This is a genomic window from Sinorhizobium fredii USDA 257 (genome assembly GCF_000265205.3).
In the GTDB taxonomy this organism is placed as follows: domain Bacteria; phylum Pseudomonadota; class Alphaproteobacteria; order Rhizobiales; family Rhizobiaceae; genus Sinorhizobium; species Sinorhizobium fredii_B.
On the sequence record NC_018000.1, the window covers coordinates 2,867,537 to 2,890,933 of the forward strand.

Below are 23,397 nucleotides of genomic sequence, written 5' to 3' on the forward strand. Positions count from 1 at the left end.
GGATGGTCAAAGGGCTGCTGCGCGCCCACTCCGTCGGCGTCGGCCGGGATACTGCGGTTCCCGTCGTGCGTGCCGCAATGGCTGCCCGCCTCAACAACATCCCGACGGGCGGCCCCGGTGTTCAGCCTCATGTTGCCGAAATGCTTATCGCCTTCCTGAACAATGGTATTACGCCGATCATGCCTTCCCGAGGCTCGGTGGGACAGGCCGACATGACGCTGCTCAGCCATATCGGCCTTGCGATGCTCGGCGAAGGCGAAGTCGACTATCGAGGCGATGCTGTGGATTGCCTTCTTCCGGCCGCCGCATGTGCACGGCGAAAGGGAAGGTGTCGCCGTCGGCTTCATGGCCGGCCTGATCCCTTGTCCGTTGACGCTGTTCGTCATGACCTTCGCCATGTCGCGGCGTGCCCGAAGCCGGGATCATGTTCGCGTTCGTCATGATGACGGGGTGGCACTCCCCCTCTCCAGCGTGGCACTCGCGACCGTCTTCTTCCGGATGCGGATCGAGAAAGTGCTCGCCACCCGGCACGCTCTGTTGGCCAAGATATCGAAGCTTGTCGAGGCCCTCACCGGTCTGGTCCTAGTGATCATCGCATTGCGGGAGATCCTCATTCGTTGAAGAGGGTCCGCCGCCGGTTGCGTCAGCATTCCTCCGGCGGCTTCAGCCGCCGGAACTGCATCAGCAACAGCAGATCGTAGACAATCTTCAATGCCCCGCAGATAAGCAGAGGCCATGCTCGGGATGATGCGGCGAAGAGGGCGCCGGCCAGGACAGGGCTGGCCGAGGCTGCAAGACTGCGCGGCACCGACGTGAAGCTTGCAGCGGCGGCCCGCTCCGCCTCGGTGACAACGGCCATCACGTAGGACGAGCGCGTCGGCACGTCCATCTGCGACAATGCGGCCCGGACAAGCAGAAAGGCAAGCGCGAGGGCTAGTGTGGGCGCAAATGCCGCCAGCATCAGAGCGATGCTCGACGGTATGTGCGTGAACACCATCGTGTTGATCAGGCCGATGCGTCGCGACAGCCATGCGGCCACAGGGAACGACAGCGCCGACAACACGCCCGACCAGAAGAAGAAAACAGCAGCCTCCGAAAGCGACAGGCCAAAACGTTCGAAGAGCCAAAGGGCGAGCAGTGATTGGACGACGAAGCCGCCGGCGAAGGCATCGAGACTGAACAGGGCCGCGAGCTTGAAAACAAGATGGCGCGAAGGGCCGAGCGCGGCCGTAGCGCCCGCGTCGGCTGCCGGGCGGCTTGGGATGCGCGCGTAAAGCAAGCCGCCGAGCAGCCCGAGAAGCGCGTAAACGACGAACATCGCCCTGATGCCGCCAAGACGATCAAGGCCAATTGGGCCAAGAAGGTCGGGTACCGCTGCTGCGAGGCCGCCTATCGCTCCGGCGAACGCGCCTACGAGGCTATAGCGCGCGAACATCCTGGTTCGCTCACGCTCCGTCACTTCGCGGGTGAGCACGGCATGCTCCAATGGCACGAACACGCTGACACTGCCGGCCGAGGGATTGATCGTGCCGGCAAATGCGATGACCAGCAGCAGCGCGTAATCGTGGACAACGGCAAAGGCCACACCTGTTGCAATCATCAAGCTCGCGCCAGCCAGCAGAAGTTGGCGGTGATCGTGCCGGGCCCCGAGGAAGCCGACACATATCGTCAGCAGCGCGGAACCGAGGAGCGATGCGGTCGCGATGACACCGACTTCTAGCGGCGTAAATCCGAGGGCGAGCAGATAGATCGGCAACAGCACGGCCACGAAGCCGTCGCCGATGTCTCGCAGGGCGCGCGCCGCGAAGAGGAAAGTCGCAGGGTGTATCCGCAGCACCGTTCTGGTCTCTCGGTCGTTGATAGATGCATGAACGGCGAGGCGTTTGCCGCGCCCCACCTGAAGCCGACAAAGATGCCGGAACGAAGTGTCGGTTGCCAGTGGCCGGTGGAGAATCTCGGCCACTCCCGCGCGCTTGTCGAGCTTGGCGAACCGGCGACTAAGATCAGTCCATCGACGTATAAACCGAGCCGCTTGACAGCGCCGGACAATGAGCGGAAAACACCTGGTATGGGGTTGCGATCACCCCACGAGGCGACAGCCGAAGCATCGCGTCCATTCAACCGCTCACACGGAGGACGCGTCATATGTCGTCACGTCTTGAAATCTCCCCCGAGAAGCTCGTCCGCCTTATTGGCACCCCGAAATGCCCCGCGCTCATCGATGTCCGCATGGATGAGGATTTTGACGAGGATCCGCGCTTGCTACCCGGTTCGGTCCGGCGCGACTATCGCAACGTGCAGGAATGGGCCGCGGAGCTCGATTCAGACTCCGCAGTCGTGATCTGCCATCGCGGCAAGAAGCTCAGCTGCGGCGTTGCTGCCTGGCTTCGCAACTATGGCATTGCCGCCGACGTTCTCGAAGGCGGCTTCGAGGCCTGGGCCGAGGGCGGCTATGCGGCCGTGCCAGCTTCTGCAGTTCCGGAGCGGGACGCCAGCGGCCGCACCGTCTGGGTGACAAGGGCGCGGCCGAAGATCGACCGCATCGCCTGCCCCTTGGCTGATTCGCCGCTTTGTCGATCCACAGGCCGTCTTCCTGTACGTGTCGCCACCCGAGGTCGAGACGGTTGCCGAGCGCTTCGCCGCGACCCCCTTCGACATTGATGCGCCGATCCGCTGGAGCCACCGGGGCGAGCTTTGCACCTTCGACGTCATGGTCGAAGAGTTCGGCCTGGCGACCGAACCGCTGCTACGGCTCGCGACCATCGTGCGCGGGGCGGATACGTCCCGCCTCGATCTTGCGCCACAAGCGCCCGGCCTGCTTGCGGCATCTCTCGGCCTGTCGCGCATGTATGCCGACGACCTCGAGCAATTGGAGGCCGGGATGCTGCTCTACGACGCCTTTTACCGCTGGTGCCGGGATGCTACCGACGAAACGCATAACTGGCCGTCGCCGAAGAAGGATTCGTGAATGACCGAGACTGCAAACAGGGCCGCGCCGGCTACGGCGCGGCAAGAATACGCTCACGGCATTCCCTTCGGTGAAGCCGTCCGGGTGTGGGCGAGGATCGCGGCCCTGAGCTTCGGCGGTCCGGCCGGACAGATCGCGGTGATGCACCGCATCCTCGTCGACGAGAAGCGCTGGATCGGCGAGCACCGTTTTCTGCATGCCTTGAACTACTGCATGTTGCTGCCCGGACCCGAGGCGCAGCAGCTTGCCGTCTATATCGGCTGGCTGCTGCACCGCACCGCCGGCGGCCTCGTCGCCGGGACGCTGTTCGTGCTGCCGGGCTTCCTCGCCATCCTGGGCTTAAGCTACATCTACGCCGCCTTTGGCAATGTCACCGTTGTTGAGGGGCTGTTCTTCGGCCTGAAGGCCGCGGTGCTCGCCGTCGTCATCCATGCCGTGTTCCGCATCGGTAGCAGGGCGCTCAAGAACCGGCTGATGCTCGGCATCGCCGCAGCCGCTTTCATCGCCATCTTCTTCTTCCGCGTCCCATTCCCGCTGATTATTCTGGCGGCGGGCATCATCGGCTACATCGGCGGCCGCTCCGGTTCGCCGCTCTTCCGGATCGGCGGCGGTCACAAGGCGGGGACTGGCCCGGTGCTCAAGGACGAGGATTCGCTGCTCGGCGAGGAAACCCCGGCGCATGCCCGTCCGAACCTTTCCTGGTCGCTTCGGGTTTCGGCGGTGTTCTTCGCGATCTGGCTCGTCCCACTGGCGCTGCTGACCGCCTTTCTTGGCGTGGACAATGTCTTTACCCAGATCGGGCTGTTCTTCAGCCAGATGGCCGTCGTCACCTTCGGCGGAGCCTACGCCGTGCTCGCCTATGTCGCCCAGGAGGCGGTTCAGCATTACGGCTGGCTGAAACCCGGCGAGATGCTCGACGGCCTCGGCATGGCCGAGACGACACCGGGCCCTCTGATCATGGTCGTCCAGTTCGTCGGATTCATGGGAGCCTACCGTGATCCGGGATCGCTGAACCCGATGACGGCGGCGACGCTCGCGGCGATCCTGACGACCTGGGTGACCTTCGTGCCGTGCTTCCTCTGGATTTTCCTCGGAGCGCCCTTCATCGAGCGCCTTCGCAACAACGTAGCGCTGACGGGCGCGATGTCTGCGATCACCGCCGCCGTCGTCGGCGTGATCCTCAACCTTGCTGTCTGGTTCGGCCTGCACACACTGTTTTCGGAGGTGGTGACGTGGAAGCTCGGATGGTTCGCCCTCGACGTTCCCAATCCATCCTCACTGGTATTGCCATCACTCCTGCTGACAGCGGCGGCCGCGGTCGCAATCTTCCGCTATCAGGTTTCGATCATCGCGACGCTGCTCGCCTGCGCCATCGCCGGGCTTGTTTGGACAGTCGGAGCAAATGCCTTGATTTAGGTCGATGGCTGGCGGCATTTGACGCTTGATGCTGCCGGACTCACGCTCACGACCCGCCGCATCAGCTTCACCGCAAGAGTGTTCGCTGACCCTGAAATGGCGAGCCGCTCCCCAACGCGAGTAGCCCGCCTCGACAAACGCGACCTTCACGATTGCCTGTTGTAATGTTTGCGCGGCGTCACGCGGCCGTCGCTCTTTCCAGCCTCGCTCTGCACGCTGGACGCCAGCCGGGGCAAGGCCGGATGCAGGCTCTGAAGACCAGCAAAGCGGCAAGCCATGCCCGCGAAGACGACCTGTCGCCAGTAAGTCAATATCTCGGCAATGGCACGCATATCCATCTCCTCGCGCGCGAAGCGTCAGGCGAAATAGGCCAACCCGATACCGGCGCCCATGATCGCCGCGCCGGCGATGCGAAGCGCCGCCGTGGCGACCGCGCCGTATCGGGCAAGCTTAAGGCAAGCGGCGATTCCGGCCACGTGCAGGGTCGCCGTTCCCCCGATGAAACCGAGGATGTAGCCGACCGGGGCTCCCGCCGGCCCCTCCGCTCCATGAGCGAAACCGTGGAAGCAGCCGAAGGCGGCTGCGCCCGTGACCGCGAGGGCGAGCGGCACGTTTGCGTTCGCGATCAGCGTCGCGCCCAAGAGAACGACGGAGGCGAGGATCGCCGTTTCGATGAGCGGCATTGTCATGCCGGCCATGGCAAACGCAGCACCCGTCACCATGGCCGCGATGAAAGCGAGCGGCAGCCGCCACAGCGCCGGTCCGCCGAGCCGCGCGGCGATCAGTCCGACGGCGGCCATAGCCAGCGGGTGGTCGACGCCGGAAAAGGGGTGATAGAGGCCGCTCGCCATGCTGTGGACATGGTCGCCGCCGGTATGGGCCAGGGCCTGAGCGGGCAGGGTGGCGAGAAGGGCGACGAGCGCGGTCAGAATCCTGAAGTTCATGACGTTCCCTTTCTGAAGGAGGAATTCATTCGGTCGGTTCGATGTCGAAGTGCGAGGCGTCGGTCCGGTCCTCGAGCGTGCGCGCCTCGGCGAAGGAAAGCCGGACGACCGCTTTGCCGTCGTGATAGAGGAATCCCAGGTCCTGGCGCCGCGAGGTCATGCGTGCGGGCAGCACGTCGTAGCGCACGCCGTTGCCACCGAGGAGCGGCACGACCGCACCGATATCGGTGCGATCCGCGGTCTCGACACGAAGCAGATGCAGGGCTTTCCCGCAAGCGTCGACGCCGACGAAGGGAATGCCCGCAAGTCTGAGAAAACTCGTCGGATCGCTCGCGCGGGCGAAGTTCTCGATGAAAGCCGCCTCGACGAGATCGAGATCACGCTGGTGCGGCGGCGATTGGTCCTTGCTTTCGGGGCGATGCGGTACCTGCCATTGTACGGTGTCACGCTGCCGGTTATGGCCGGGACCCCCATGCTGGTGGCCGTGCTGGTGGTGGTCGTGACCTGGACCGTGATCACGGTCGTGTGAATGCGCGCCGTGATGGTAATGGTGTCCGCTGTGCATGGTCGCCTCCTCAGAAACTCACCGGCTTGTCGATCAGGTGCTTGTGGGAGCCGAGCTTGCCATGCGCTACGAGCGAGCCAAGCGCCTCCACCACCACCCGTACGCCGAAAAGCGCCGTGATGTCGGAGGTGTCGTACGGCGGGCTGACCTCCACGACCTCAAGGCCGCAGAGCCCTTCTGCCGCGACCAGGCCGAGAATCTTCAGCGCTTCGCGCGGCAGGAAACCGCCCGGTTCCGGCCAGCCGGTGCCGGGCACGAAGCCGCAATCGATACTGTCGACGTCGAAAGAGATGTAGACGGCGTCCGCGTCCTTCCAGGCGAGTTCGAGCGCAATCTCCGCGGTCTTCTCCGGACCGAGCTTTTCAATGTCGTCGATCGTCAGCACGTTGGTGCCGCGCTCGCGCGCCACCTTCACGCCGTCGCGCGGCACCTGCCAGCCGCCGATACCGAGCTGGACGAGATTTTTCGGCGAGACGTTCGGCAGATTGGTCGCCCAGAACCAGGGCGTCGTGTGCATGCGTTCGTCGAGATCCTTTTCCTGGATATCGATGTGGCGATCGAAATGGATGATGCCGATGCGTTTCGAGGTGCATTCGGCAATGCCGCGCACGCAGGGAAAGCCGATCGAGTGGTCGCCGCCGAGCATGATCGGCAGCGCGCCGGAGGAAAAGACATGGGCGACGCCGCGGGTGATCTGGTCGAAGCTCTTTTCCAGATTGGCCGGAATGGTGAAGACGTCGCCGGCATCGCAGAGCGTCATCTGCTCGCGCAGATCCACACCCATCTCGTAATTATAGGGTGTATACAGCGCGGAGATCCGACGGATGCCCTGCGGTCCGAAGCGCGTGCCCGGACGATAGGTCGTGCCGCTGTCGAAAGGGATGCCGAGCACGGCAGCATCGTATTTGCCGACATCGCGCACGTTTTCGACGTAGGGCGCCTTCAGGAACGTGTTGATGCCGGCGAAATGCGGCAGCTCGCCCCGCGCGAAGGTCGGGATCGACTTGTCCGTCAGACTCTCCGATCCCGGCAGCCCCATGTCGAGTGCCCATTTCTTTTCCCGTCCCCAGCCCTTGCCGGCAAGCTTTGCTTCCGCCTCGAGCGCCTTCCAGCCCTGGCTGTCGAGCATGTTGAAATCCGGGTGGTGGCGGCGCTCGCGACCTGACGTCGCGAGTGGGCCGGCGCGACGGGACTGGCGGCTTGGGGGTTCACGCATCGGGCATGCTCCTTTTCGTTTCGTGGAATGTCGTTTTGATCGGCCGCGAAAAGCCGAGAATCGGGACGGGGCCGTCGCGGCTCAAATCGAGGTCGTAGATGATGCGGGCGCCGTAGCGCTCCGGCGCTTGCGGATCGATGCGTGGCTTGTCGAAGGCGAGCAGCCGCGTGCCGAGGCCGAAGGCTTCCTTGAGATCGTGGGTGACCATGATCACGGTCACGCCGCGCTCGCGCCATAGCGGCTTGATCAGCGCGTGCATCTGCGCCCGCGTGCCGGGGTCAAGCGCGCCGAAGGGCTCGTCGAGCAGCAGCACTTTCGGTTCCCTGGCGAGCGCCTGGGCGATCGCCAGCCGCTGCTGCTGACCGCCGGAAAGGGCGCTCGGAAACTTCCGCGCGTGCCCGCTAAGGCCGACCGCTTCGAGAAGCGCCTCCGCCTTCTCGCTCGCCGCCCTTCTCCTGGTTCCGAACAGCTTGGCCATGAACGGGCTTGCGGCAAATTCGAAGGCGATCAGGACGTTCTCAAGCACGGTGAGATGCGGAAACACCGAGTAGCGCTGGAAGACCACGCCGCGGTCCGGCCCCGGCTCGGCCGGCAGCGCTACTCCATCGAGCGTTATGATGCCGCGCGTCGGCCGCTCCTGTCCGAGAATCATTCGGAGGAAGGTGGATTTGCCACAGCCCGAGGGGCCGACGACCGAGACGAATGCACCGGAGGCGATATCGAGCGAGATGCTTTCGAGCACGATCTGGTCGCCATATTCCATCCAGATATTATGGACCCGGATATCGCTCATAAGCGGGCCTCCTGGACATAGGCCCAGGGGAAGACACGCCGGGCGAGCCATGCCAGCAGCGAGTCGAGGAGGTAGGCGATGAGCGTGATCCAGGCGACGTAAGGAAGGATCACGTCCATGGCGAGATAGCGCCGGACGAGGAAAATGCGGTAGCCGAGGCCGCTCTCGGCGGCGATCGCTTCGGCCGAGATGAGGAAGAGGAAGGCCGGGCCGAGCGAGAGCCTCAAGGCTTCGATAAGCCGCGGCATCGCCTGCGGCAATGCCACGCGCAACGTCAGTTGCCAGGTCGAGGCGCCGAGCGTCTGCGCCTTGACGATCTGTTCGCGGGGGATGGCGCCAACGGTCATGGCGAGATCGCGGACGAGAAAGGGCGCGATGCCGATCACGATCAGCACGATCTTGGAGAGTTCACCGAGGCCGAAGACGATGAAGAGCACCGGCAGGATCGCCATCGGCGGGATCATCGAAATGACGGCGACGAGCGGTGACAGACCAGCACTCGCCACTGGCAATAGACCGAGCGTCAACCCAAGCACCAGGCCGACGGCGGCGGCCACACCGAGGCCGATGAACAGTCGCTGGAGGCTCGCCGCGGTATCCGACCAAAGGGTCAAGTCTCCCGACCGCCGGTCGGGCTCGGTCGCCAGCCGGTCCATGCTTGTCGCCATTTCCGCGATCGGCGGCAGCAGCTTGTCGCCCGGATTTGCGGTCCGCCGTTCCGCCGAAACGACGACATAGAGGTAGGCGATCAGCAGAAACGGCAGGAGGGCAAGCAGGATCCGCGTTCCCGATCCCGGGACGATATTGATGGCACGTCGCATGGCCGGTTCCTATCCTGGAGAGCACGTCGGACTGCGATCGGCAGGGGGGCGCCGGCCACCCTGCCTGACCGGAGCATCAGAGCGAGCCTTCGGCGGCGAGCTTCATGTAGCTGGCGTCGAAGCGCAGCTTCACATTGTCGGCCGAACCCAGCACCTGGCCGCCCGGGAAGGCGATGCCGACGATGTCCTTGTCCGGGGCGCCGTCGCCGAGAAGGCCATGATCGAAGGAGAAGGTGCGCACCAGGTCCATGGTCTTGACGAGATCCTCGCTCTCGGCGAATGCGACCGCCTCCTGAGGTGTCGCGAACAGCTTGGTCGCCGCAAGCTGGGCCTCGAAGCCGGCAAGGTCCGTGCCGGACATCGCTCCCATCGCGGCGCGTGCGGCGTTACCCTTCTCGCCCGGGTCCGTCAGGACCGACATCGTCTCGTACCAGATGCCGGCGAGTGCCTTGCCGAAGTCGGGATTGTCCTTGAGCACCTCGGTGTTGACCATCAACGTGTCGATGATCTCGCCTGGAATTTGCGTGGAATCGAACAGCGCGGCGGAACCGGGTTCGGCCTTGACCTCGGCGAGCAGCGGGTTCCAGGTGACCACCGTCGAGGTTTCAGGCGACTTGAAGGCGGCGACCATGTCGGCATCGGAGGTGTTGACGATCGTCACGTCCTTTTCGGAAAGCCCCGCCGTTTCGAGAGCGCGCGCAAGCAGGTAGTGCGAGACCGACAGTTCGACGAGATTGATGCTCTCACCCTTGAGCTCGGCGGGCGTATTCGCGGTCCTGGAGACGATGCCGTCATTGCCGTTGGAAAAGTCGCCGATGATCAGGATCGTCGTGTCGACGCCGCCGGCGGCTGGAATGGTCAGGCCATCCATGTTCGTCGCTGTCACGCCGTCGAAGCCGCCGGCAGTGTACTGGTTGATCGACTCGACGTAGTCGTTGATCTGCTTGACGTTGATGGTGATGCCGTATTTGTCGGCCCATTTCTTCACGATACCGGCATCCGCCGCATAGGGCCATGGCATCCAACCGACATAGATCGTCCAGGCGATATTGAATTCCTTCTTCGGCTCCGCATGCGCCCCGCCGGCTAGAAGCGAGAGCGAAAGGCCGAGGGCGGCCGAGAGGGTACGAAAACCGAATCTGCCATTTCCGAAACGCATCGTTCTGTTCCCCTGTTCAACTTGGGGCTCACGCTGCGCTCTTTTCTCGGAAATCACAGGCGGGATTCCCAAAGCAACGGCACCGCTGCATGAGCCTCCCGGGCTTTTATCCCGCCGTGGACCCGGTGGATGTCTCCCCACCGGAGGTTTCTCTCGGTCCAGTCATGCCTTATCGGCATCGGAACCCTAGAAACATTTTCAGTATAATTCCATGTCGTCCAAAGTAAAGTGGAAGTTTTGCCGATTTCTATGCCTATAATTTGTGCGTTGAATGCTTATAAATTAAGCAATTAGACCGTAACTTATTACGATAACATTGGGGCGATCTCGTGCGTTGAGGCGAGTTGCCGAACGGCGAGTTCGGCCGCGACCTGCGAAGAGTCATCTTGAGCAGGTTCGACGTTTCAAGACTGCTCTCCCTCACCACTCCCCTGTCAGCCCGGAGCGTCTCAGGCCGCCAAGCTGGCGATGTAGGCACGCCATCCGCCATGGCGGCTGATGTCTGCAGCTCCGGCAAGCCCGGCCGGCTCGACTATAAAGCCCTTGCAGGCCGTTCCGTCGGCAAGCTGGACGGTGCCAATCGCAAGTGGTGATGGAACGGCTGCGACAAAGAGCCCGAACGCCTCCGCTCGTAACGTCCAGACCTCAACCTCAATCAGGGCACCTTCACTCTCCTGACAACGCACGAGACCGGGCTTCGCGGGCTCGGTGCCCGTAAGAGCATAAAGCCTGTAGCATTTGGCCGTCAGCGCCCGCCGGGAAAATCGGGCGCCCAGGTCTCGCAACTGACCGTTCAAGGGCATGCCGGAAAGATGCGCGCCGACCACGACGAGTTCAATCAGCTCGTCCTCGTCGGTTTCCGCAGAAGGATGGTTCGCTGGCTGCGGCCACCCGGTGGCGCCGAGCGGCAGGGCGCTTAGCCGATGCAGTTCGCCAGCGAGCAATGCGGTCAGGTGATCCTTGCCGGCAGGCGCGAGCAAGGTGACGCTCGCGGGCCGGCCGTCGGATCTGCGGCCTGTCGGTACGGTCATGCCGCACATGTCCAGAAGGTTGACGAAATTGGTGTAGGTGCCGAGCCGCGCGTTTTCGCGGATCGGTTCCGATTCGAGATCGGCGCGCGTGTAGTGTGTAGGCGCGGTTGGGACGCATATCATGTCGACTGTGGCGACGAGCGGAGCGACCTTTCGTTTCAGCGCCTGCAATGCATAGTGACCCTCGAAGGCATCCGCCGCCGATAATGCCTTGGCGCCGCCATAGATCGTTCGCGTCACCGGATGAAAGCTCGCCTCCTGCGCATCGAAGAAGTCCTTGACCGCCGCATAGCGCTCGGCGACCCAGGCGCCTTCGTAGAGAAGCGCGGCCGTGGCATAGAAATCGGCAAAGGGCAGTTCGACGATCTGGTGCCCCAACGAGCGCAGCATCTGGAGCGCCTCATCATAGGCACTCTCCATGAGTACGTCGCCGTAGAAGCGCCGATCCGCTCCTGCCGGAACGCCGACTTTGAGGACCGGTGGCAAAGAGAGGCCGCCCCTCGACGCAATATCCCGGGAGTAGGGATCGGTCTCATCGGGTCGTGCGGAGACTTTGAAGACCCGATAGGCGTCGGCGACGGTCAGGGCGAAGATCGAGACGCAGTCGAGCGTTCGGCAGGCCGGCACGACGCCCGTGGTCGACAGGGCCCCGATACTCGGCTTGAGGCCGACGATATTGTTGAGCCCGGCCGGTATGCGGCCGGATCCCGCCGTGTCGGTGCCGAGCGCGAAGCTGACGATACCGTGGGCCGTCGCGACCGCCGAACCGGAGCTCGACCCGCCAGGCACAAGTGCTTGATCAATCGCATTGCGCGGCACCGGATAGGGCGTGCGCACCCCAACCAGACCGGTTGCGAACTGATCGAGATTGGTCTTGCCGACGACGAGGGCGCCGGCCTCGCGCAACAGTCGCACGACTGTGGCGTCCCCTTCGGCCAGGTAGGCATAGTCCGGGCAGGCGGCCGTCGTCGGCATGCGGGCGACATCGATATTGTCCTTGACGGCGAAGGGAATGCCCCACAGCGGTTTGGCGACAGGGTCGAAGGCGCCCAGTGCGGCGGCCGCGTCAAGGAGATCGCTGCTGTCGGCGAGAGTGAGAAAGATGCCGGGGTCGTCGACGGCCGCGATGCGCTCGAAAATCGTCCCGATCATCTCAGTTACGGTCCAACCGGAAAGATAGGCCGCGTGAATAGATGCAATGTCGAAAGCCTGTCCGCCTGTCATGGCTCATTTCCTTCAAGCATCGTTACGGGCCGGTCCCACTGGATCAGCACGACACAGCCGGTGTCGCTCCAGACGGAATGTTCCTTGCCGCCGGCATTCACGATATAGGTCCCGGCTCCGTAGTCGCCGCTTTCGTCGGACTGCGTGCCGGTAAGCACCAGGATCGTCTCCAGGCCCTCGTGACGGTGACGCGGCACGGAAGCGCCGGCCTCGTAGTGGAGCAGGGCTACGGCCGGCTGGTCGCCGTCGAAGCGCTTGATCCAGTGGATCATCACGCCGTCGCGAAACGGCTCGAATTGGAGTTCGCGCCAGCTTCCCTGGGTCAGGCTCTCGCGTGTCGCTTCAGGCATGGGCAATCTCCTTGATCACATCGGCAAGGTGCGCCGTCCACCCGACGATGGCGCCCTGGGCGCGGATCATCGCGAGCGTCGCGGCCTTGAACTCCGGGAAATAGCTTTCCGTCGCTTCCTCGACGAGCAGGCACTCGTAGCCGCGGTCGTTCGCCTCGCGCATGGTCGTCTGCACGCAGACTTCCGTCGTGACACCGGCGAAGATGAGCTGGGCGATACGCCGCTCCTTGAGGATGTCGTCGAGCGGCGTCGCATGGAACGCGCCCTTGCCGGGCTTTTCGATAACCGTCTCGCCCACCACCGGCGCGAGTTCCGGCAGGATCGCGGTGCCCGGTTCGCCAGCAATCAGGATGCGCCCCATCGGCCCCTCGTCGCCGATCCTCAAGCGAGGATTGCCGCGCTCGCGCTTGGCGCGCGGCAGATCGGAAAGGTCGGGCCGGTGACATTCCATGGTATGGATCACCGGCAGGCCGGCGGCGCGAAAGCGCTCGATCAATCGCTTGACGTCCGGCACGATCTTCATCAGCCGCGAGACGTCATTGCCGAGGCTGGCGCCGAAGCCGCCTTCCTCCGTGAAGTCACGCTGCATGTCGATGACGATGAGTGCGACGGCGTCGCGCCGGAGCCTGAACGGAAAAGGTTCTGCCTTGATCTGCGCCATCAGTGGTGTCCCGCCATGTGTGCGCCGATGACGGCGACGTCGGCCACGCGGATCGGCGTCTCGTAGACAAGCTTGCCATCCGACATGACGATGATCCGATCCGACATCTCCATGAGCTCGTCGAGATCCTCCGACATTAGGAGCACGGCGGCGCCGGCATTGCGCGCCTTCATGATACGGGCGCGGATTTCCGCGACCGCGGAGAAGTCGAGGCCGAAACAGGGGTTGGAGACGATCAGGAGATCGACGTCGCCCGACAGTTCGCGGGCGAGCACGGCGCGCTGCACATTCCCGCCCGAAAGCGCTGCGATCGGCGAGGCGGGGGAGGCGGTCTTCACCTTGAAATCGGAAATCAGCGCCGTCGCCCGCTTCCTCATGCCGCGCCCGTCGAGCCAGATCGCGTCGCTGCCGTCCTTGCGCATGTCGAAGGTCCGGAAGGCGAGATTTTCCGTCACCGTCATTTTCGGCGCGCAGGCATTGTTGAGCGGCTCTTCCGGGATGAAGCGAATGTTGTTCGCCCGGGCTTCGGGTCGCGTGGCGCTGTAGGGCTTGCCCTTGACCATGACGGCGCCGACTTCCGCCCGGCGCTGGCCGGCAAGCACCTCGGAGAGTTCCTTCTGGCCGTTACCGGAAATGCCGGCAATGCCGACGATCTCCCCGGCGCGAACGACAAGGTCCTCGATCTCAATGCTCTTCAGGCCGGTTCGGTCCGGAGCTCTGACCTGCTTGACGGCGAGCACGGGAGCGGCGTGCGGGGGAACGGGCAGGCGTGTGTCGAGCTCGGTAAGCTTGGCGTCGCCAATCATCATCGCTGCCATGTCCGCGGTGGAGAGTTCGGAAACCTTGCCGGTGCCCGAAAGCCTGCCGCGCCGGAGCACGGAAACCGCATCGGCGAACTTCGTCACCTCGTGGAACTTGTGCGAAATCATCAGGACCGTCAGTTCGCCGCGCTCAGTCATGCCGCGCACGAGGCCGAGCATGTCGTCGGCCTCGGCCGGGGTGAGCACGGAGGTCGGCTCGTCGAGCACCAGGAAGCGGCGTCCGAGATAGAGCTGCTTGATGATCTCGAGCTTCTGCTTCTCGCCGGCTGCGAGTTCGCTCACTGGGCGGTCGAGCGCGATGTCGAAGGGCATCGTCTCCATGAAGGCGGAGAGCTTCTTCCGCTCCTTCGACCAGTTGATGATCGCGGGCACGCGCACGCGGCTGATGACCAGGTTTTCAGCGCCGGTCAGCGACGGCACCAGCGTAAAGTGCTGATAGACCATCCCGAGACCGTGAGCCGCGGCATCGCGCGGCGAAGCGATCGCCACTTCTCGGCCGTCGACCTGCAATTGCCCCAAGGTCGGGTGATAGAAGCCCATGATGCACTTGACGAGCGTCGACTTGCCGGCCCCGTTTTCGCCGAGAAGCGCATGGAAGGAGCCGGCCGGCACCTTGATAGACACATGATCGAGCGCGGTGAAGGAGCCGAAGCGCATCGTCATCCCAACGGTCTCGATGCCGACGGCGGGCATAGCCTTTGGGGCGTGGATTTCGCCGATGATCATGGCAGTTGACCGACGAGTGTTGCGGAATTGGACACGGAGCCGAAGACGCCGCCCTGCATCTTCACCATCCTGATCGCGGCAAGATGGTTGCCGTAGTCGGTCGCCCCGCAGCAATCCTCGAGCAGCAGGCATTCGAAGCCGCGGTCGTTCGCCTCCCGCATCGTCGTGTGCACGCAGACATCGGTGGTGATGCCCGTCAGGATGATGTTCGCGATGCGCTTCTGATTGAGGATCAGTTCGAGGTCGGTGGCGCAGAAGGAGCCCTTGCCCGGCTTGTCGATGATCGTTTCGCCCTCGATCGGCTTCAGCTCGTCGATGATCTCCCATCCGGGTTCGCCGCGGACCAGGATGCGCCCGCACGGGCCGGCATCGCCGATCCCTGCCTTGATCCGCTGCGAACGCCAGCGCTTGTTGGCAGGAAGGTCGGCCAGATCCGGTCGATGGCCCTCGCGCGTGTGGATGATGTGGTAGCCCTTGGCCCGCGTCGCCGCGAGCACCGTCTTGATCGGCTTGATCGGCGCGCGTACCAGCGAGAGGTCGTAGCCCATGTGGTCGACATAGCCGCCGGGACCGCAGAAGTCCGTCTGCATGTCGATGACGATCAGCGCCGTGTTCTCCGGCCGGAGATCGCCGTTATAGGGCCACGGATAGGGATTGGCATCGATATGGCTGAGCTTCTGGCATGTGACCGGAAGGGAGGCGAGGCGGCTCATGAGGGGTCGCTCCTATTTGGTGATCGACAATGCGCCGGGCGCACCGGCGAGCGAGCGGGTGGGAGAGGATGTGGCGATCATGATCACGAGGGTGAGCATGTAGGGCGCTGCATAGAAGAGGTAGTACCCCTTTGTGACGCCGACCGATTGCAAGGCCGGCCCAAGCGCGCCCGCGCCGCCGAAGAGTAGCGCGGCGAGGAAGCATCCGATCGGGTTCCAGCGGGCGAAGATGACGAGCGCCACGGCCATGAGGCCCTGTCCGGACGAGATTCCCTCGTTCCATGAGCCCGGATAGTAGAGCGAAAGATAGGCACCGCCGATCGCGGCCAGCGCTCCGCCGGTGGCCGTTGCGAGCAGGCGCACCGTGTCAGGGTTCAGGCCCATGGCGCGGGCGGCGTCCGAGCTGTCACCGACGACGCGCAGGATGAGGCCGGTGCGGGTATTGCGGAAGGCCCACCAGAGGAAGAGGGCAAGGGCCGCACCGATCAGGAATAGCGCGTTGATGTTGAGCGCGGCCTGGATCTGCGGCAGGTCCGACCAGCCGCCGAAAGGGATGGCAGGCAGCTTCGGCGCGGCGGGCTGGATGAAGGGTTTTCCGAGGAAGAAGGCGAGGCCGAGACCGAGCTGCATCATGGCGATACCGATGGCGATGTCGTTCACCTTCGGAAACTTGCAGATAAAGCCGTGGGTGAGGCCGAAACAGGCGCCCGCCGCCATCGCCGCTAGCACGCCGAGCCAGGGCGAGAGCGTAATGACTGCGACGGCATAGGCGATCATTGCGCCGAAGACCAGCGTGCCTTCGAGACCGAGATTGATCCGACCGGAGCGTTCCGTGATCGCCTCACCGAGGCTCACGAAAATGAAGGGCGTGGAGACGCGGATCGCGCCGGCGAAGACCGCAAGGGGAACTCCCCAAATGCCGATACCGGTCCCGTCCATCATGCGCTCCTTTTCCAGAGGTCCGGATTGAAGATCCTGAAGCGACCGTAGAAGGTCTCGCAAAACAGGATCACGATGAAAAGCGTGCCCTGAAGGACGAGGACGGTCGCGTCCGGCAGGCCCATGCGGCGCTGGATCAGGCCGCCGGAGGCATCAATGCCGCCGAGCAGGATGGCGACGGGGATGATTGCCAGCGGATTGTGGCGCGCGAGGAATGCGACAAGGATGCCGGTGTAGCCGTAACCTGCGGCAAGCGAGCCGTTGGCGCTGCCCTGCACGGCGGCGACTTCGATCGTGCCGGCAAGACCGGCGAAGCAACCGGCGAGCGCGGTGAAGCCGACGATCAGCTTGCCGACGGCAAGTCCCTGTATCTGCGCGGCGCGGACATTGCCGCCGGCAATGCGCGCGGCGAAGCCGAAACTCGTCGCCTCGATCAGGACCCAGGAAGCAATGCAGGCGACTATGCCGACGGCGAGGCCCCAATGCACGTCCATGCCGGGGATGCTGCCGAGCATGTAGTCCGGCGGCAGCGGCGCGGTCGAGGGCTTGTTGAGGCTGGCAGGATCGCGCAGCGGCCCCTCGATCAGATGGTTCATCAAGGCAATGGCGATGTAGGCGAGCAGCAGCGAGGCGATCGTCTCGTTGACACCGCGATTGTGCCTGAGCAGGCCGGTAAGCCCGATCCAGATTGCGCCGACGAGCATGCCGGCAAGCGCCATGAAGAGCCAGACGAGCGGAGGGGGTGCGCCGCCGACGAGGGGCAGGGCGATCGCCGCTCCGGCAACGCCGCCGAGCACGACAGCGCCCTCCGCGCCGATAACCACGAGGCCGAGCCTGGCTGGAAGAGCGACGCAGAGCGCGGTCAGGAGGAGCGGTGCGGCTCGGCTGAGTGAATTCTGGATCGAAAACCAGGTGCCGAAGCCGCCGGCGTACATGAGCTGAAAGAGCGCGATCGGCGACTTGCCGATCAGTGCGATGAACATCGAGAACAGCGCGAGTCCGATGAGGATGGCAAAGAGCGTAATCGTCAGCGGTTCCGCGCGCCGGGCCAGCCATTCGAGGAAGGGCCGCAAATTACCGGCCCGCCCGTCGAGTGTTGGCAGAGTGTGGGAGTTGGCCTCCAGGGTCATGATGCCGACGCTCCCTCAAGCGGCCGAGCCGACGACGCCCTCAACCAGATAGGCCATGCTCTCGAGCTCGATGGCGTCCTCCGCGAAGGCCTGACCGTCGGTCACAACGACATTGCCTTTGTTGTCCCTGATGGGCCCTTTGAAGACCGAGAAGCCGGCGGTCATCATTTCCCCAAGCGTCGCCTCGAACTTCCTGCGTGCTTCCTCCGAGACCGCCGGGCCGAGCGGGCTCATCTTGACGAAGCCCTCCTTGAGTCCGCCGCGCACGAAGTTGCCGAGCTTTTCCCCGGCCTGGGCCTTCTTCACGAAGTCCGCGTAGACATTGCCCCATGCCCATTCGGCGCCGGTCAGATATTTTTCCGGAGCCAGCGGACCTTGGTTGGCGTGATAGCCGCAGATGAATGCGCCCCGGCCCGCGGCCGTCTCGACCACGACCTTGGGGCTATCCACATGGCAAGTGACGACGTCCACGCCCTGGTCGATGAGCGCGTTGGTGGCTTCCGCCTCCTTGACGGCAAGCGACCACTCGCCGGTGAAGATGACCTGGCAGGTGATGGCCGGATCGACGGAGCGGGCGCCGAGCAGGAAGGAATTGATGTTCTGCAGCACCTGCGGAATGGGCTTGGCGGCGACGAAACCGATCTTCTTGCTCCTGGTCGCGTAGCCAGCAGCGATGCCGTTGAGATACTGCCCCTGGCCGATATAGCCGAAATAGGATCCGGTGTTCGCCGGATGCTTGCCCTCCTGCCAGAGGCCGCCGCAATGGCGGAAATGGATGTCGGGATATTTCTTGGACATTTCCAGCATGTGGGGATCGAAATAGCCGAAGGAGGTGGGGAAGAGCAGTGCCGCTCCGTCGAGGTTGATCATCGATTCCATCGTCTTTTGAACGTCGACGGTCTCGGGGACGTTCTCTTCCTCGACAACGGTAACGCCCGGCAGGGCCTTGATCGCGGTCGCGCCCTCCGCATGGGCCTGGTTGTAGCCATAGTCGTCCTTGGGGCCGACATAAATGAAGCCGACGGTCAGTGCGCTCTGGGCGGCGGCGGGGGAAAAGACAAGGCCCGGCGCGAGGCTCGCCACGGCGGCACCCACGGCAGATGATTGGAGAAATGCGCGGCGGGATAGGGGACGGGAGGAGGCATGAAGGAGTTTGGTCATCGGAAATGCTCCTGAGTGGCGGAGGTCGGGTTCGAGATCGACGCAATAGGAAGTGCATGCAATGTGCGTGCCAAGATGTAAGTATCGGATATTATTGAGGTACACTATTCGTGAAGATGGCCATTGACGAAACTGTATGCAGTTTCCTCCAAGAGCATGATGGTTTTTTATGCGATGCTAACGAAATGAGCCAACCAGTATTATGTCTGGCCACGATTGGGGCAGAGCCAGGCTTGATAATCTGCGTAAATAGCAACAAATTTCAATTGATTGCGCTGGCAGTTTGACTTGTGAATCATGTGCGCGCATCTGTATGCAGATTACGTGATAATGAGTCGCGCGTGAAACAGCTAAGAAGACGAGAGATCATTCGAGCAGGTACGACCGTCGAGCAGATGGTACGGGCGATCGCCGACATGATCGTCACCGGCAAGATGCAGCCCGGCGAAAAACTCGATGAATTCTCGCTCGCCGGCCGCTTCGAGGTTTCGCGTACTCCGGTGCGGGAAGCGCTGCGGCAACTCTGCGCCATGGGTCTTGTGGAGCGGCAACCCAATCGCAGCGCAGTGATCACAAATGTGACCGGTGGATATCTCGCCTCGATGTTCGAGGCGATGGCCGAACTTGAGAGGATCTGTGCCCGGCTTTCGGCCGAGCGTATGACGGTCGACGAGCGCCGCGCGCTGGAAAAGATGCACCGGGATTCCATGCGCCTGGTTCACGCGGCTGCAGACGAGGAATATGCGGCGCATAATGTCGACTTCCATACCAGGCTTTATCGGGGCGCGCACAACGACCACATCTTCGAACTGGTCACGCAGACCCGCGCTCGACTTGCGCCCTTCCGCCGGGCTCAATTCCGTCTGCCGGGGCGGCTCGCGAAGTCCTATCAGGAACATCAGAGCATCGTCACCGCAATCCTTCGTGCCGATGCCGAAGAGGCGGGCAAGGCCGCCTATTGGCACGTATCAAACGTCAGCGACGCAAGCACGGTCTTCGTGAGCCACAACACAGACTGACCGGGCGCGGCGGCACGCTCCTCCATCTGGACCTTCTCTCGTTGCACGTGCTGCGTTGCAGCGACGAATTGCACTTGAAGTGTTTAGTATAATGTATATCACTAAACATATTGCTCAACATGGGGAGTACGGCTTGGGCATGTGAGCAAGGGAGAATTTTCCGAGGCCGATGTCGGTCGGTTCTGTATCTGGGAGGAATACTATGCGGAAGATGACGAAGGCCCTGATGGGCATGTCGTCGGCACTCTTGCTGTCGACGGCGATACCGGGAATGGCCAAGGCCGATGATTTGACGCTGTGCTGGGCAGCCTGGGATCCGGCGAATGCGCTGGTCGAGCTGTCCAAGGATTTTACCGCAGCGACCGGCACCACGATGAAGTTTGAGTTCGTGCCGTGGCCGAATTTCGCCGACCGCATTCTCAACGAGCTCAATTCGGGCGGCAAGCTCTGCGATCTCCTGATCGGCGACAGCCAGTGGCTCGGCGGCTCCGCCGAGAACGGTTACTACGTCAAGCTCAACGATTTCTTCGACAAGGAAGGGATCAAGATGAGCGACTTCGCCGAAGCCGCGGTCAATGCCTACTCCACCTGGCCGAAGGGTACGCCGACCTATTGGGCGTTGCCGGCCATGGGCGACGCCAACGGCTGGTTCTATCGCAAGGATTGGTTCGCCAAGCCCGAATTGCAGGCCGAGTTCAAAGGGAAGTACGGTCGTGACCTCGGCCCGCCGCAGACCTGGAACGAACTGAAGCAGGTCGCCGAATTCTTCACCGGTCGCGAAATCGATGGCCAGAAGGTCTACGGCGCGGCGATCTTTACCGAACGTGCCTCCGAGGGCGTTACCATGGGCGCGACCTCGGCGCTCTATCCCTATGGCTTCAAATACGAGACGACACCGGGCAAATACGATATGGACGGCGCCGTCAATTCGCCCGACTCCGTTGCCGGCCTCGAGGCCTACAAGGCGCTTTACAAGTGCTGCCAGCCGCCCGGCTATACCGACAGCTACATGGGCGAGGGGCTCGATGCCTTCAAATCCGGCCAGGTGGCGATGGCGATGAACTGGTTCGCCTTCTTCCCCGGCCTTTACAAGGACGAGAAGGTCGGCGGCGACAAGATCGGCTTCTTCGTCAATCCCAAGCAGAAGGTCGCCGCCTCGACGCTCGGCGGGCAGGGGATGTCCGTCGTCGCCAATACCGACAACATGGACGGCGCGCTCGCCTACATCAAATGGTTCGCCCAGCCCGACGTCCAGAAGAAATGGTGGTCGCTCGGCGGCTACGCCGTGCACGACGCAGTCCTAAATGATCCGTCCTTCAAGGCCAGCCAGCCTTTTGCGGCCGACTTCCTCGTCGCAATGAACCAGGTTCAGGACTTCTGGCAGGAGCCCTCCTACGCGATCCTGCTGCAGGCCATGCAGAAGCGCCTGCACGATTATGTCGTCGCCGACCAGGGCACCGCACAAGAGGCGCTCGATGCTCTCGTCAACGACTGGAAGGAAATCTTCGAGGACGAAGGCAAGCTCTAGTCTTGCCTCAGGAAACGGCCCGGCTGCGAAAGTCCGGGCCGTCGGCCCCGAACCGATCCTCCTTGAATTCAGGTGACGATAGTGACCGATGCCCCTTCGACCATTTCGGAGCGATCCGCCGACATGCTTGCCCGTGCGACGCCGACAACGATCGCGGTTCGGGTGCGCGGCCTTTCGGACCGCGCCATCGCCTGGCTCTTCATAACGCCCACGATCGCCTTGCTGCTCGCGATTAATATCTTTCCGCTGATCTGGGCGGTCTATCTGTCCTTCACGAACTTCCGTGCGAACCGCCCCAATGCCGAAGTCGAGGGCGTCGGCCTGCGCAACTACCAGCGCGTGCTGAACGACCCGGACATCTGGATCGCCATGCAGACGACGGCGCATTTCGTCTTCTGGACGATTCTCCTGCAGACGGTCATCGGCTTCGCGCTCGCCTATCTGATCGACCGCAAGTTCCGCGGCCACGCCTTCTGGACGACGGTCATCCTCATTCCGATGATGCTGTCGCCGGCGGTCGTCGGCAATTTCTGGCGGTTCCTGTACCAACCGCAGATCGGCCTCTTCAATTATATCGTCTCGTTCTTCACGGGCATCCCGCCGTCATCCTTCGAGATGCTCGGTTCTGTAACCTTGGCACCCTGGGCGATCATCATCGTCGATACTTGGATGTGGGCGCCTTACGTCATGCTGATCTGCCTCGCCGGCCTCAGATCCATACCGGACTACATCTACGAGGCGGCCGAGGTCGACCGCGCCTCCGCCTGGCGGCAATTCTGGTCGATCACCGTGCCGATGGCCCTGCCCTTCATCATGCTCGCCGTGCTCTTCCGCGGCATCGAGAACTTCAAGATGTTCGACATGGTGATGCTCTTGACCGGCGGGGGGCCCGGTTCGACCACCGAGGTCGCGTCGATCACGCTGAAGCGGGAGGCCTTCGAAAGCTGGCTCACCGGACGATCGTCCGCCTTCGCGATCATCCTTTTCGTGGCGGTGTTCGGCCTCGCCAACATCTACGTCAAAGCGCTCAACAAGGTGAAACAGCGATGAGCTCGGTCAAAACCACCGCCCATTCCGTGGTCGAGCCGACGCCGACCGTAAAGCGCATCGCCGGCGCGATCGTCATCCTCTATGCGCTGGTGACGATGATCCCGCTCGCCTGGATCTTCCTGACGAGCATCAAGTCGCCGCCGGATTCGATCAGCTACCCGCCGAAGATCGTCTTCACGCCGACGCTCGAGGGCTTCTGCAACCTCTTCACGACGCGTACAAGGCAGACGCCGGACTATATCCAGGCGCTCCCCGCCCCGAGCAGTACCTGCGACGAGATCACCCGCAGCCGCAACATGGTCATCGCGGGTCCCTCGAACTATTGGCCGCGCTTCGGCAATTCGCTGCTGATCGCTTTCGGCTCGACCTTCCTCGCCGTCTCGCTCGGAACGCTTGCTGCCTATGGATTCTCCCGTTTCCGCGTGCCGCTCGCCGACGATCTCCTGTTCTTCATTCTTTCGACCCGGATGATGCCGCCGATCGCGGTGGCGATCCCGATCTACCTCATGTATCGCCAGTTCGGACTGTCCGACACGGCGCTCGGCATGATCCTCCTCTATACCGCCGTCAATGTCTCGCTCGCGGTCTGGCTGCTCAAGGGCTTTATCGACGAGATTCCGCGCGAATACGAGGAGGCGGCGATGATCGACGGATATACCCGCCTGCAGGCCTTCTGGAAGGTCGTGCTGCCGCAGGCGACGACCGGCATCGCGGCAACCGCGATCTTCTGCCTGATCTTTGCCTGGAACGAATATGCCTTCGCGGTGCTGCTCACGTCTGGCTCTGCGCAGACCGCGCCGCCCTTCATACCGACGATCATCGGCGAAGGCGGCCAGGACTGGCCGGCGGTCGCCGCCGGCACGACGATCTTCCTGGTGCCGATCCTCGTCTTCACCATCATCCTGCGCAAGCAATTGCTGCGCGGCATCACCTTCGGAGCGGTACGCAAATGACGAACCCGCGAGAAATGACCCGTCCTCGGCAGAAGCGGCCGTTCTTCCTCAGGCGCGGCCCGATGGAAAACATCGCGACGGTGCTGATCGCCGCAGGCTTCCTGATGTTGTTCCAGCCGTTCCTCCTGGCGCTCTACACCTATTCGCTCACCATGCTGCTGGCTGGAACCGTCCTGTTCATCATCGTCTCGAAATTTCCGGAGTGAGAG

The 23,397-nt window shown here is 63.1% G+C and carries 23 protein-coding genes, 2 pseudogenes and 1 riboswitch; of the genes and pseudogenes, 9 read left to right on the forward strand and 16 right to left on the reverse strand.

The window, feature by feature from the left end; genetic code table 11:
• Nucleotides 1-2: 2 nt before the first annotated feature.
• Both USDA257_RS34005 and USDA257_RS13205 read left to right on the forward strand, forming a co-directional pair.
• Nucleotides 3-254, forward strand: a pseudogene (locus USDA257_RS34005) (aromatic amino acid lyase); the annotation flags it as partial.
• A gap of 22 nt (nt 255-276) precedes the next feature.
• Complete coding sequence (locus tag USDA257_RS13205; protein ID WP_014763466.1) at nt 277-621, forward strand: high-affinity nickel-transporter; 345 nt, start codon at nt 277-279, stop codon at nt 619-621.
• 22 nt (nt 622-643) lie between these two features.
• On the opposite strand, the gene USDA257_RS13210 is transcribed toward USDA257_RS13205, so the two are convergent.
• Complete coding sequence (locus tag USDA257_RS13210; RefSeq protein ID WP_080605785.1) at nt 644-1,837, reverse strand: MFS transporter; 1,194 nt, start codon at nt 1,835-1,837, stop codon at nt 644-646.
• Between the two features lie 308 nt (nt 1,838-2,145).
• Here USDA257_RS13210 and USDA257_RS13215 point away from each other — a divergent pair.
• Together USDA257_RS13215 and chrA are read left to right on the forward strand one after the other, a co-directional pair.
• Nucleotides 2,146-2,968: pseudogene (locus USDA257_RS13215) on the forward strand (chromate resistance protein ChrB domain-containing protein).
• Nucleotides 2,969-4,384 carry a chromate efflux transporter gene (gene chrA, locus USDA257_RS13220; RefSeq protein WP_014763468.1) on the forward strand — a complete coding sequence of 472 codons (1,416 nt, stop codon included), beginning with the start codon at nt 2,969-2,971 and terminating at the stop codon, nt 4,382-4,384.
• 146 nt (nt 4,385-4,530) lie between these two features.
• Here chrA and USDA257_RS13225 read toward each other — a convergent pair whose 3' ends face one another.
• The 15 genes from USDA257_RS13225 to USDA257_RS13295 form a co-directional block, all read right to left on the reverse strand.
• On the reverse strand, nt 4,531-4,716 hold the full coding sequence (locus tag USDA257_RS13225) for a hypothetical protein (protein ID WP_041414181.1): 186 nt from the start codon (nt 4,714-4,716) through the stop codon (nt 4,531-4,533).
• 24 nt (nt 4,717-4,740) lie between these two features.
• On the reverse strand, nt 4,741-5,328 hold the full coding sequence (locus USDA257_RS13230; protein WP_014763470.1) for a HupE/UreJ family protein: 588 nt from the start codon (nt 5,326-5,328) through the stop codon (nt 4,741-4,743).
• A 25-nt stretch (nt 5,329-5,353) separates the two neighbouring features.
• Complete coding sequence (locus tag USDA257_RS13235) at nt 5,354-5,893, reverse strand: hypothetical protein (RefSeq protein WP_014763471.1); 540 nt, start codon at nt 5,891-5,893, stop codon at nt 5,354-5,356.
• Nucleotides 5,894-5,903: 10 nt separating this feature from the next.
• Nucleotides 5,904-7,109, reverse strand: coding sequence for an agmatinase family protein (locus USDA257_RS13240; protein ID WP_014763472.1), 1,206 nt, complete (start codon nt 7,107-7,109; stop codon nt 5,904-5,906).
• Complete coding sequence (locus USDA257_RS13245; RefSeq protein WP_014763473.1) at nt 7,102-7,902, reverse strand: ABC transporter ATP-binding protein; 801 nt, start codon at nt 7,900-7,902, stop codon at nt 7,102-7,104. The genes USDA257_RS13240 and USDA257_RS13245 overlap by 8 nt, the downstream gene beginning before the upstream one ends.
• Nucleotides 7,899-8,723 carry an ABC transporter permease gene (locus tag USDA257_RS13250; RefSeq protein WP_014763474.1) on the reverse strand — a complete coding sequence of 275 codons (825 nt, stop codon included), beginning with the start codon at nt 8,721-8,723 and terminating at the stop codon, nt 7,899-7,901. The genes USDA257_RS13245 and USDA257_RS13250 overlap by 4 nt, the downstream gene beginning before the upstream one ends.
• Nucleotides 8,724-8,799: 76 nt before the next feature.
• The gene (locus USDA257_RS13255; RefSeq protein WP_014763475.1) at nt 8,800-9,882 is read right to left on the reverse strand and encodes a putative urea ABC transporter substrate-binding protein; all 1,083 of its coding nucleotides are present in this window, start codon (nt 9,880-9,882) and stop codon (nt 8,800-8,802) included.
• A gap of 93 nt (nt 9,883-9,975) precedes the next feature.
• Nucleotides 9,976-10,083: riboswitch (guanidine-I (ykkC/yxkD leader) on the reverse strand.
• A 248-nt stretch (nt 10,084-10,331) separates the two neighbouring features.
• On the reverse strand, nt 10,332-12,137 hold the full coding sequence (gene atzF, locus USDA257_RS13260; protein ID WP_014763476.1) for an allophanate hydrolase: 1,806 nt from the start codon (nt 12,135-12,137) through the stop codon (nt 10,332-10,334).
• The gene (locus tag USDA257_RS13265; RefSeq protein WP_014763477.1) at nt 12,134-12,487 is read right to left on the reverse strand and encodes a cupin domain-containing protein; all 354 of its coding nucleotides are present in this window, start codon (nt 12,485-12,487) and stop codon (nt 12,134-12,136) included. The genes atzF and USDA257_RS13265 overlap by 4 nt, the downstream gene beginning before the upstream one ends.
• Nucleotides 12,480-13,148: a cysteine hydrolase family protein gene (locus tag USDA257_RS13270; protein ID WP_014763478.1), complete on the reverse strand. Its 669-nt coding sequence runs from the start codon at nt 13,146-13,148 to the stop codon at nt 12,480-12,482. The genes USDA257_RS13265 and USDA257_RS13270 overlap by 8 nt, the downstream gene beginning before the upstream one ends.
• Complete coding sequence (locus USDA257_RS13275; protein WP_041414182.1) at nt 13,148-14,695, reverse strand: ABC transporter ATP-binding protein; 1,548 nt, start codon at nt 14,693-14,695, stop codon at nt 13,148-13,150. The genes USDA257_RS13270 and USDA257_RS13275 overlap by 1 nt, the downstream gene beginning before the upstream one ends.
• A complete protein-coding gene (gene biuH / locus USDA257_RS13280; protein WP_048657383.1) occupies nt 14,692-15,408 on the reverse strand; it encodes a biuret amidohydrolase in 717 nt (238 codons plus the stop codon). Before biuH ends, USDA257_RS13275 begins: the two co-directional genes overlap by 4 nt.
• 12 nt (nt 15,409-15,420) lie before the next feature.
• A complete protein-coding gene (locus tag USDA257_RS13285; RefSeq protein WP_014763480.1) occupies nt 15,421-16,347 on the reverse strand; it encodes an ABC transporter permease in 927 nt (308 codons plus the stop codon).
• Nucleotides 16,347-17,477 carry an ABC transporter permease gene (locus USDA257_RS13290; protein WP_014763481.1) on the reverse strand — a complete coding sequence of 377 codons (1,131 nt, stop codon included), beginning with the start codon at nt 17,475-17,477 and terminating at the stop codon, nt 16,347-16,349. Before USDA257_RS13290 ends, USDA257_RS13285 begins: the two co-directional genes overlap by 1 nt.
• 15 nt (nt 17,478-17,492) lie before the next feature.
• The gene (locus USDA257_RS13295; RefSeq protein WP_014763482.1) at nt 17,493-18,638 is read right to left on the reverse strand and encodes a BMP family ABC transporter substrate-binding protein; all 1,146 of its coding nucleotides are present in this window, start codon (nt 18,636-18,638) and stop codon (nt 17,493-17,495) included.
• Nucleotides 18,639-18,979: 341 nt separating this feature from the next.
• Here USDA257_RS13295 and USDA257_RS13300 point away from each other — a divergent pair, with 341 nt between their 5' ends.
• The 5 genes from USDA257_RS13300 (at nt 18,980) to USDA257_RS13320 (ending at nt 23,394) form a co-directional block, all read left to right on the forward strand.
• Nucleotides 18,980-19,657, forward strand: coding sequence for a GntR family transcriptional regulator (locus tag USDA257_RS13300; protein ID WP_041414185.1), 678 nt, complete (start codon nt 18,980-18,982; stop codon nt 19,655-19,657).
• Between the two features lie 202 nt (nt 19,658-19,859).
• Nucleotides 19,860-21,185: an ABC transporter substrate-binding protein gene (locus USDA257_RS13305; RefSeq protein WP_014763484.1), complete on the forward strand. Its 1,326-nt coding sequence runs from the start codon at nt 19,860-19,862 to the stop codon at nt 21,183-21,185.
• A gap of 123 nt (nt 21,186-21,308) precedes the next feature.
• Nucleotides 21,309-22,235, forward strand: coding sequence for a carbohydrate ABC transporter permease (locus USDA257_RS13310; RefSeq protein WP_014763485.1), 927 nt, complete (start codon nt 21,309-21,311; stop codon nt 22,233-22,235).
• On the forward strand, nt 22,232-23,188 hold the full coding sequence (locus tag USDA257_RS13315; RefSeq protein ID WP_014763486.1) for a carbohydrate ABC transporter permease: 957 nt from the start codon (nt 22,232-22,234) through the stop codon (nt 23,186-23,188). Before USDA257_RS13310 ends, USDA257_RS13315 begins: the two co-directional genes overlap by 4 nt.
• The gene (locus USDA257_RS13320) at nt 23,185-23,394 is read left to right on the forward strand and encodes a hypothetical protein (protein WP_014763487.1); all 210 of its coding nucleotides are present in this window, start codon (nt 23,185-23,187) and stop codon (nt 23,392-23,394) included. The genes USDA257_RS13315 and USDA257_RS13320 overlap by 4 nt, the downstream gene beginning before the upstream one ends.
• Nucleotides 23,395-23,397 lie beyond the last annotated feature (3 nt).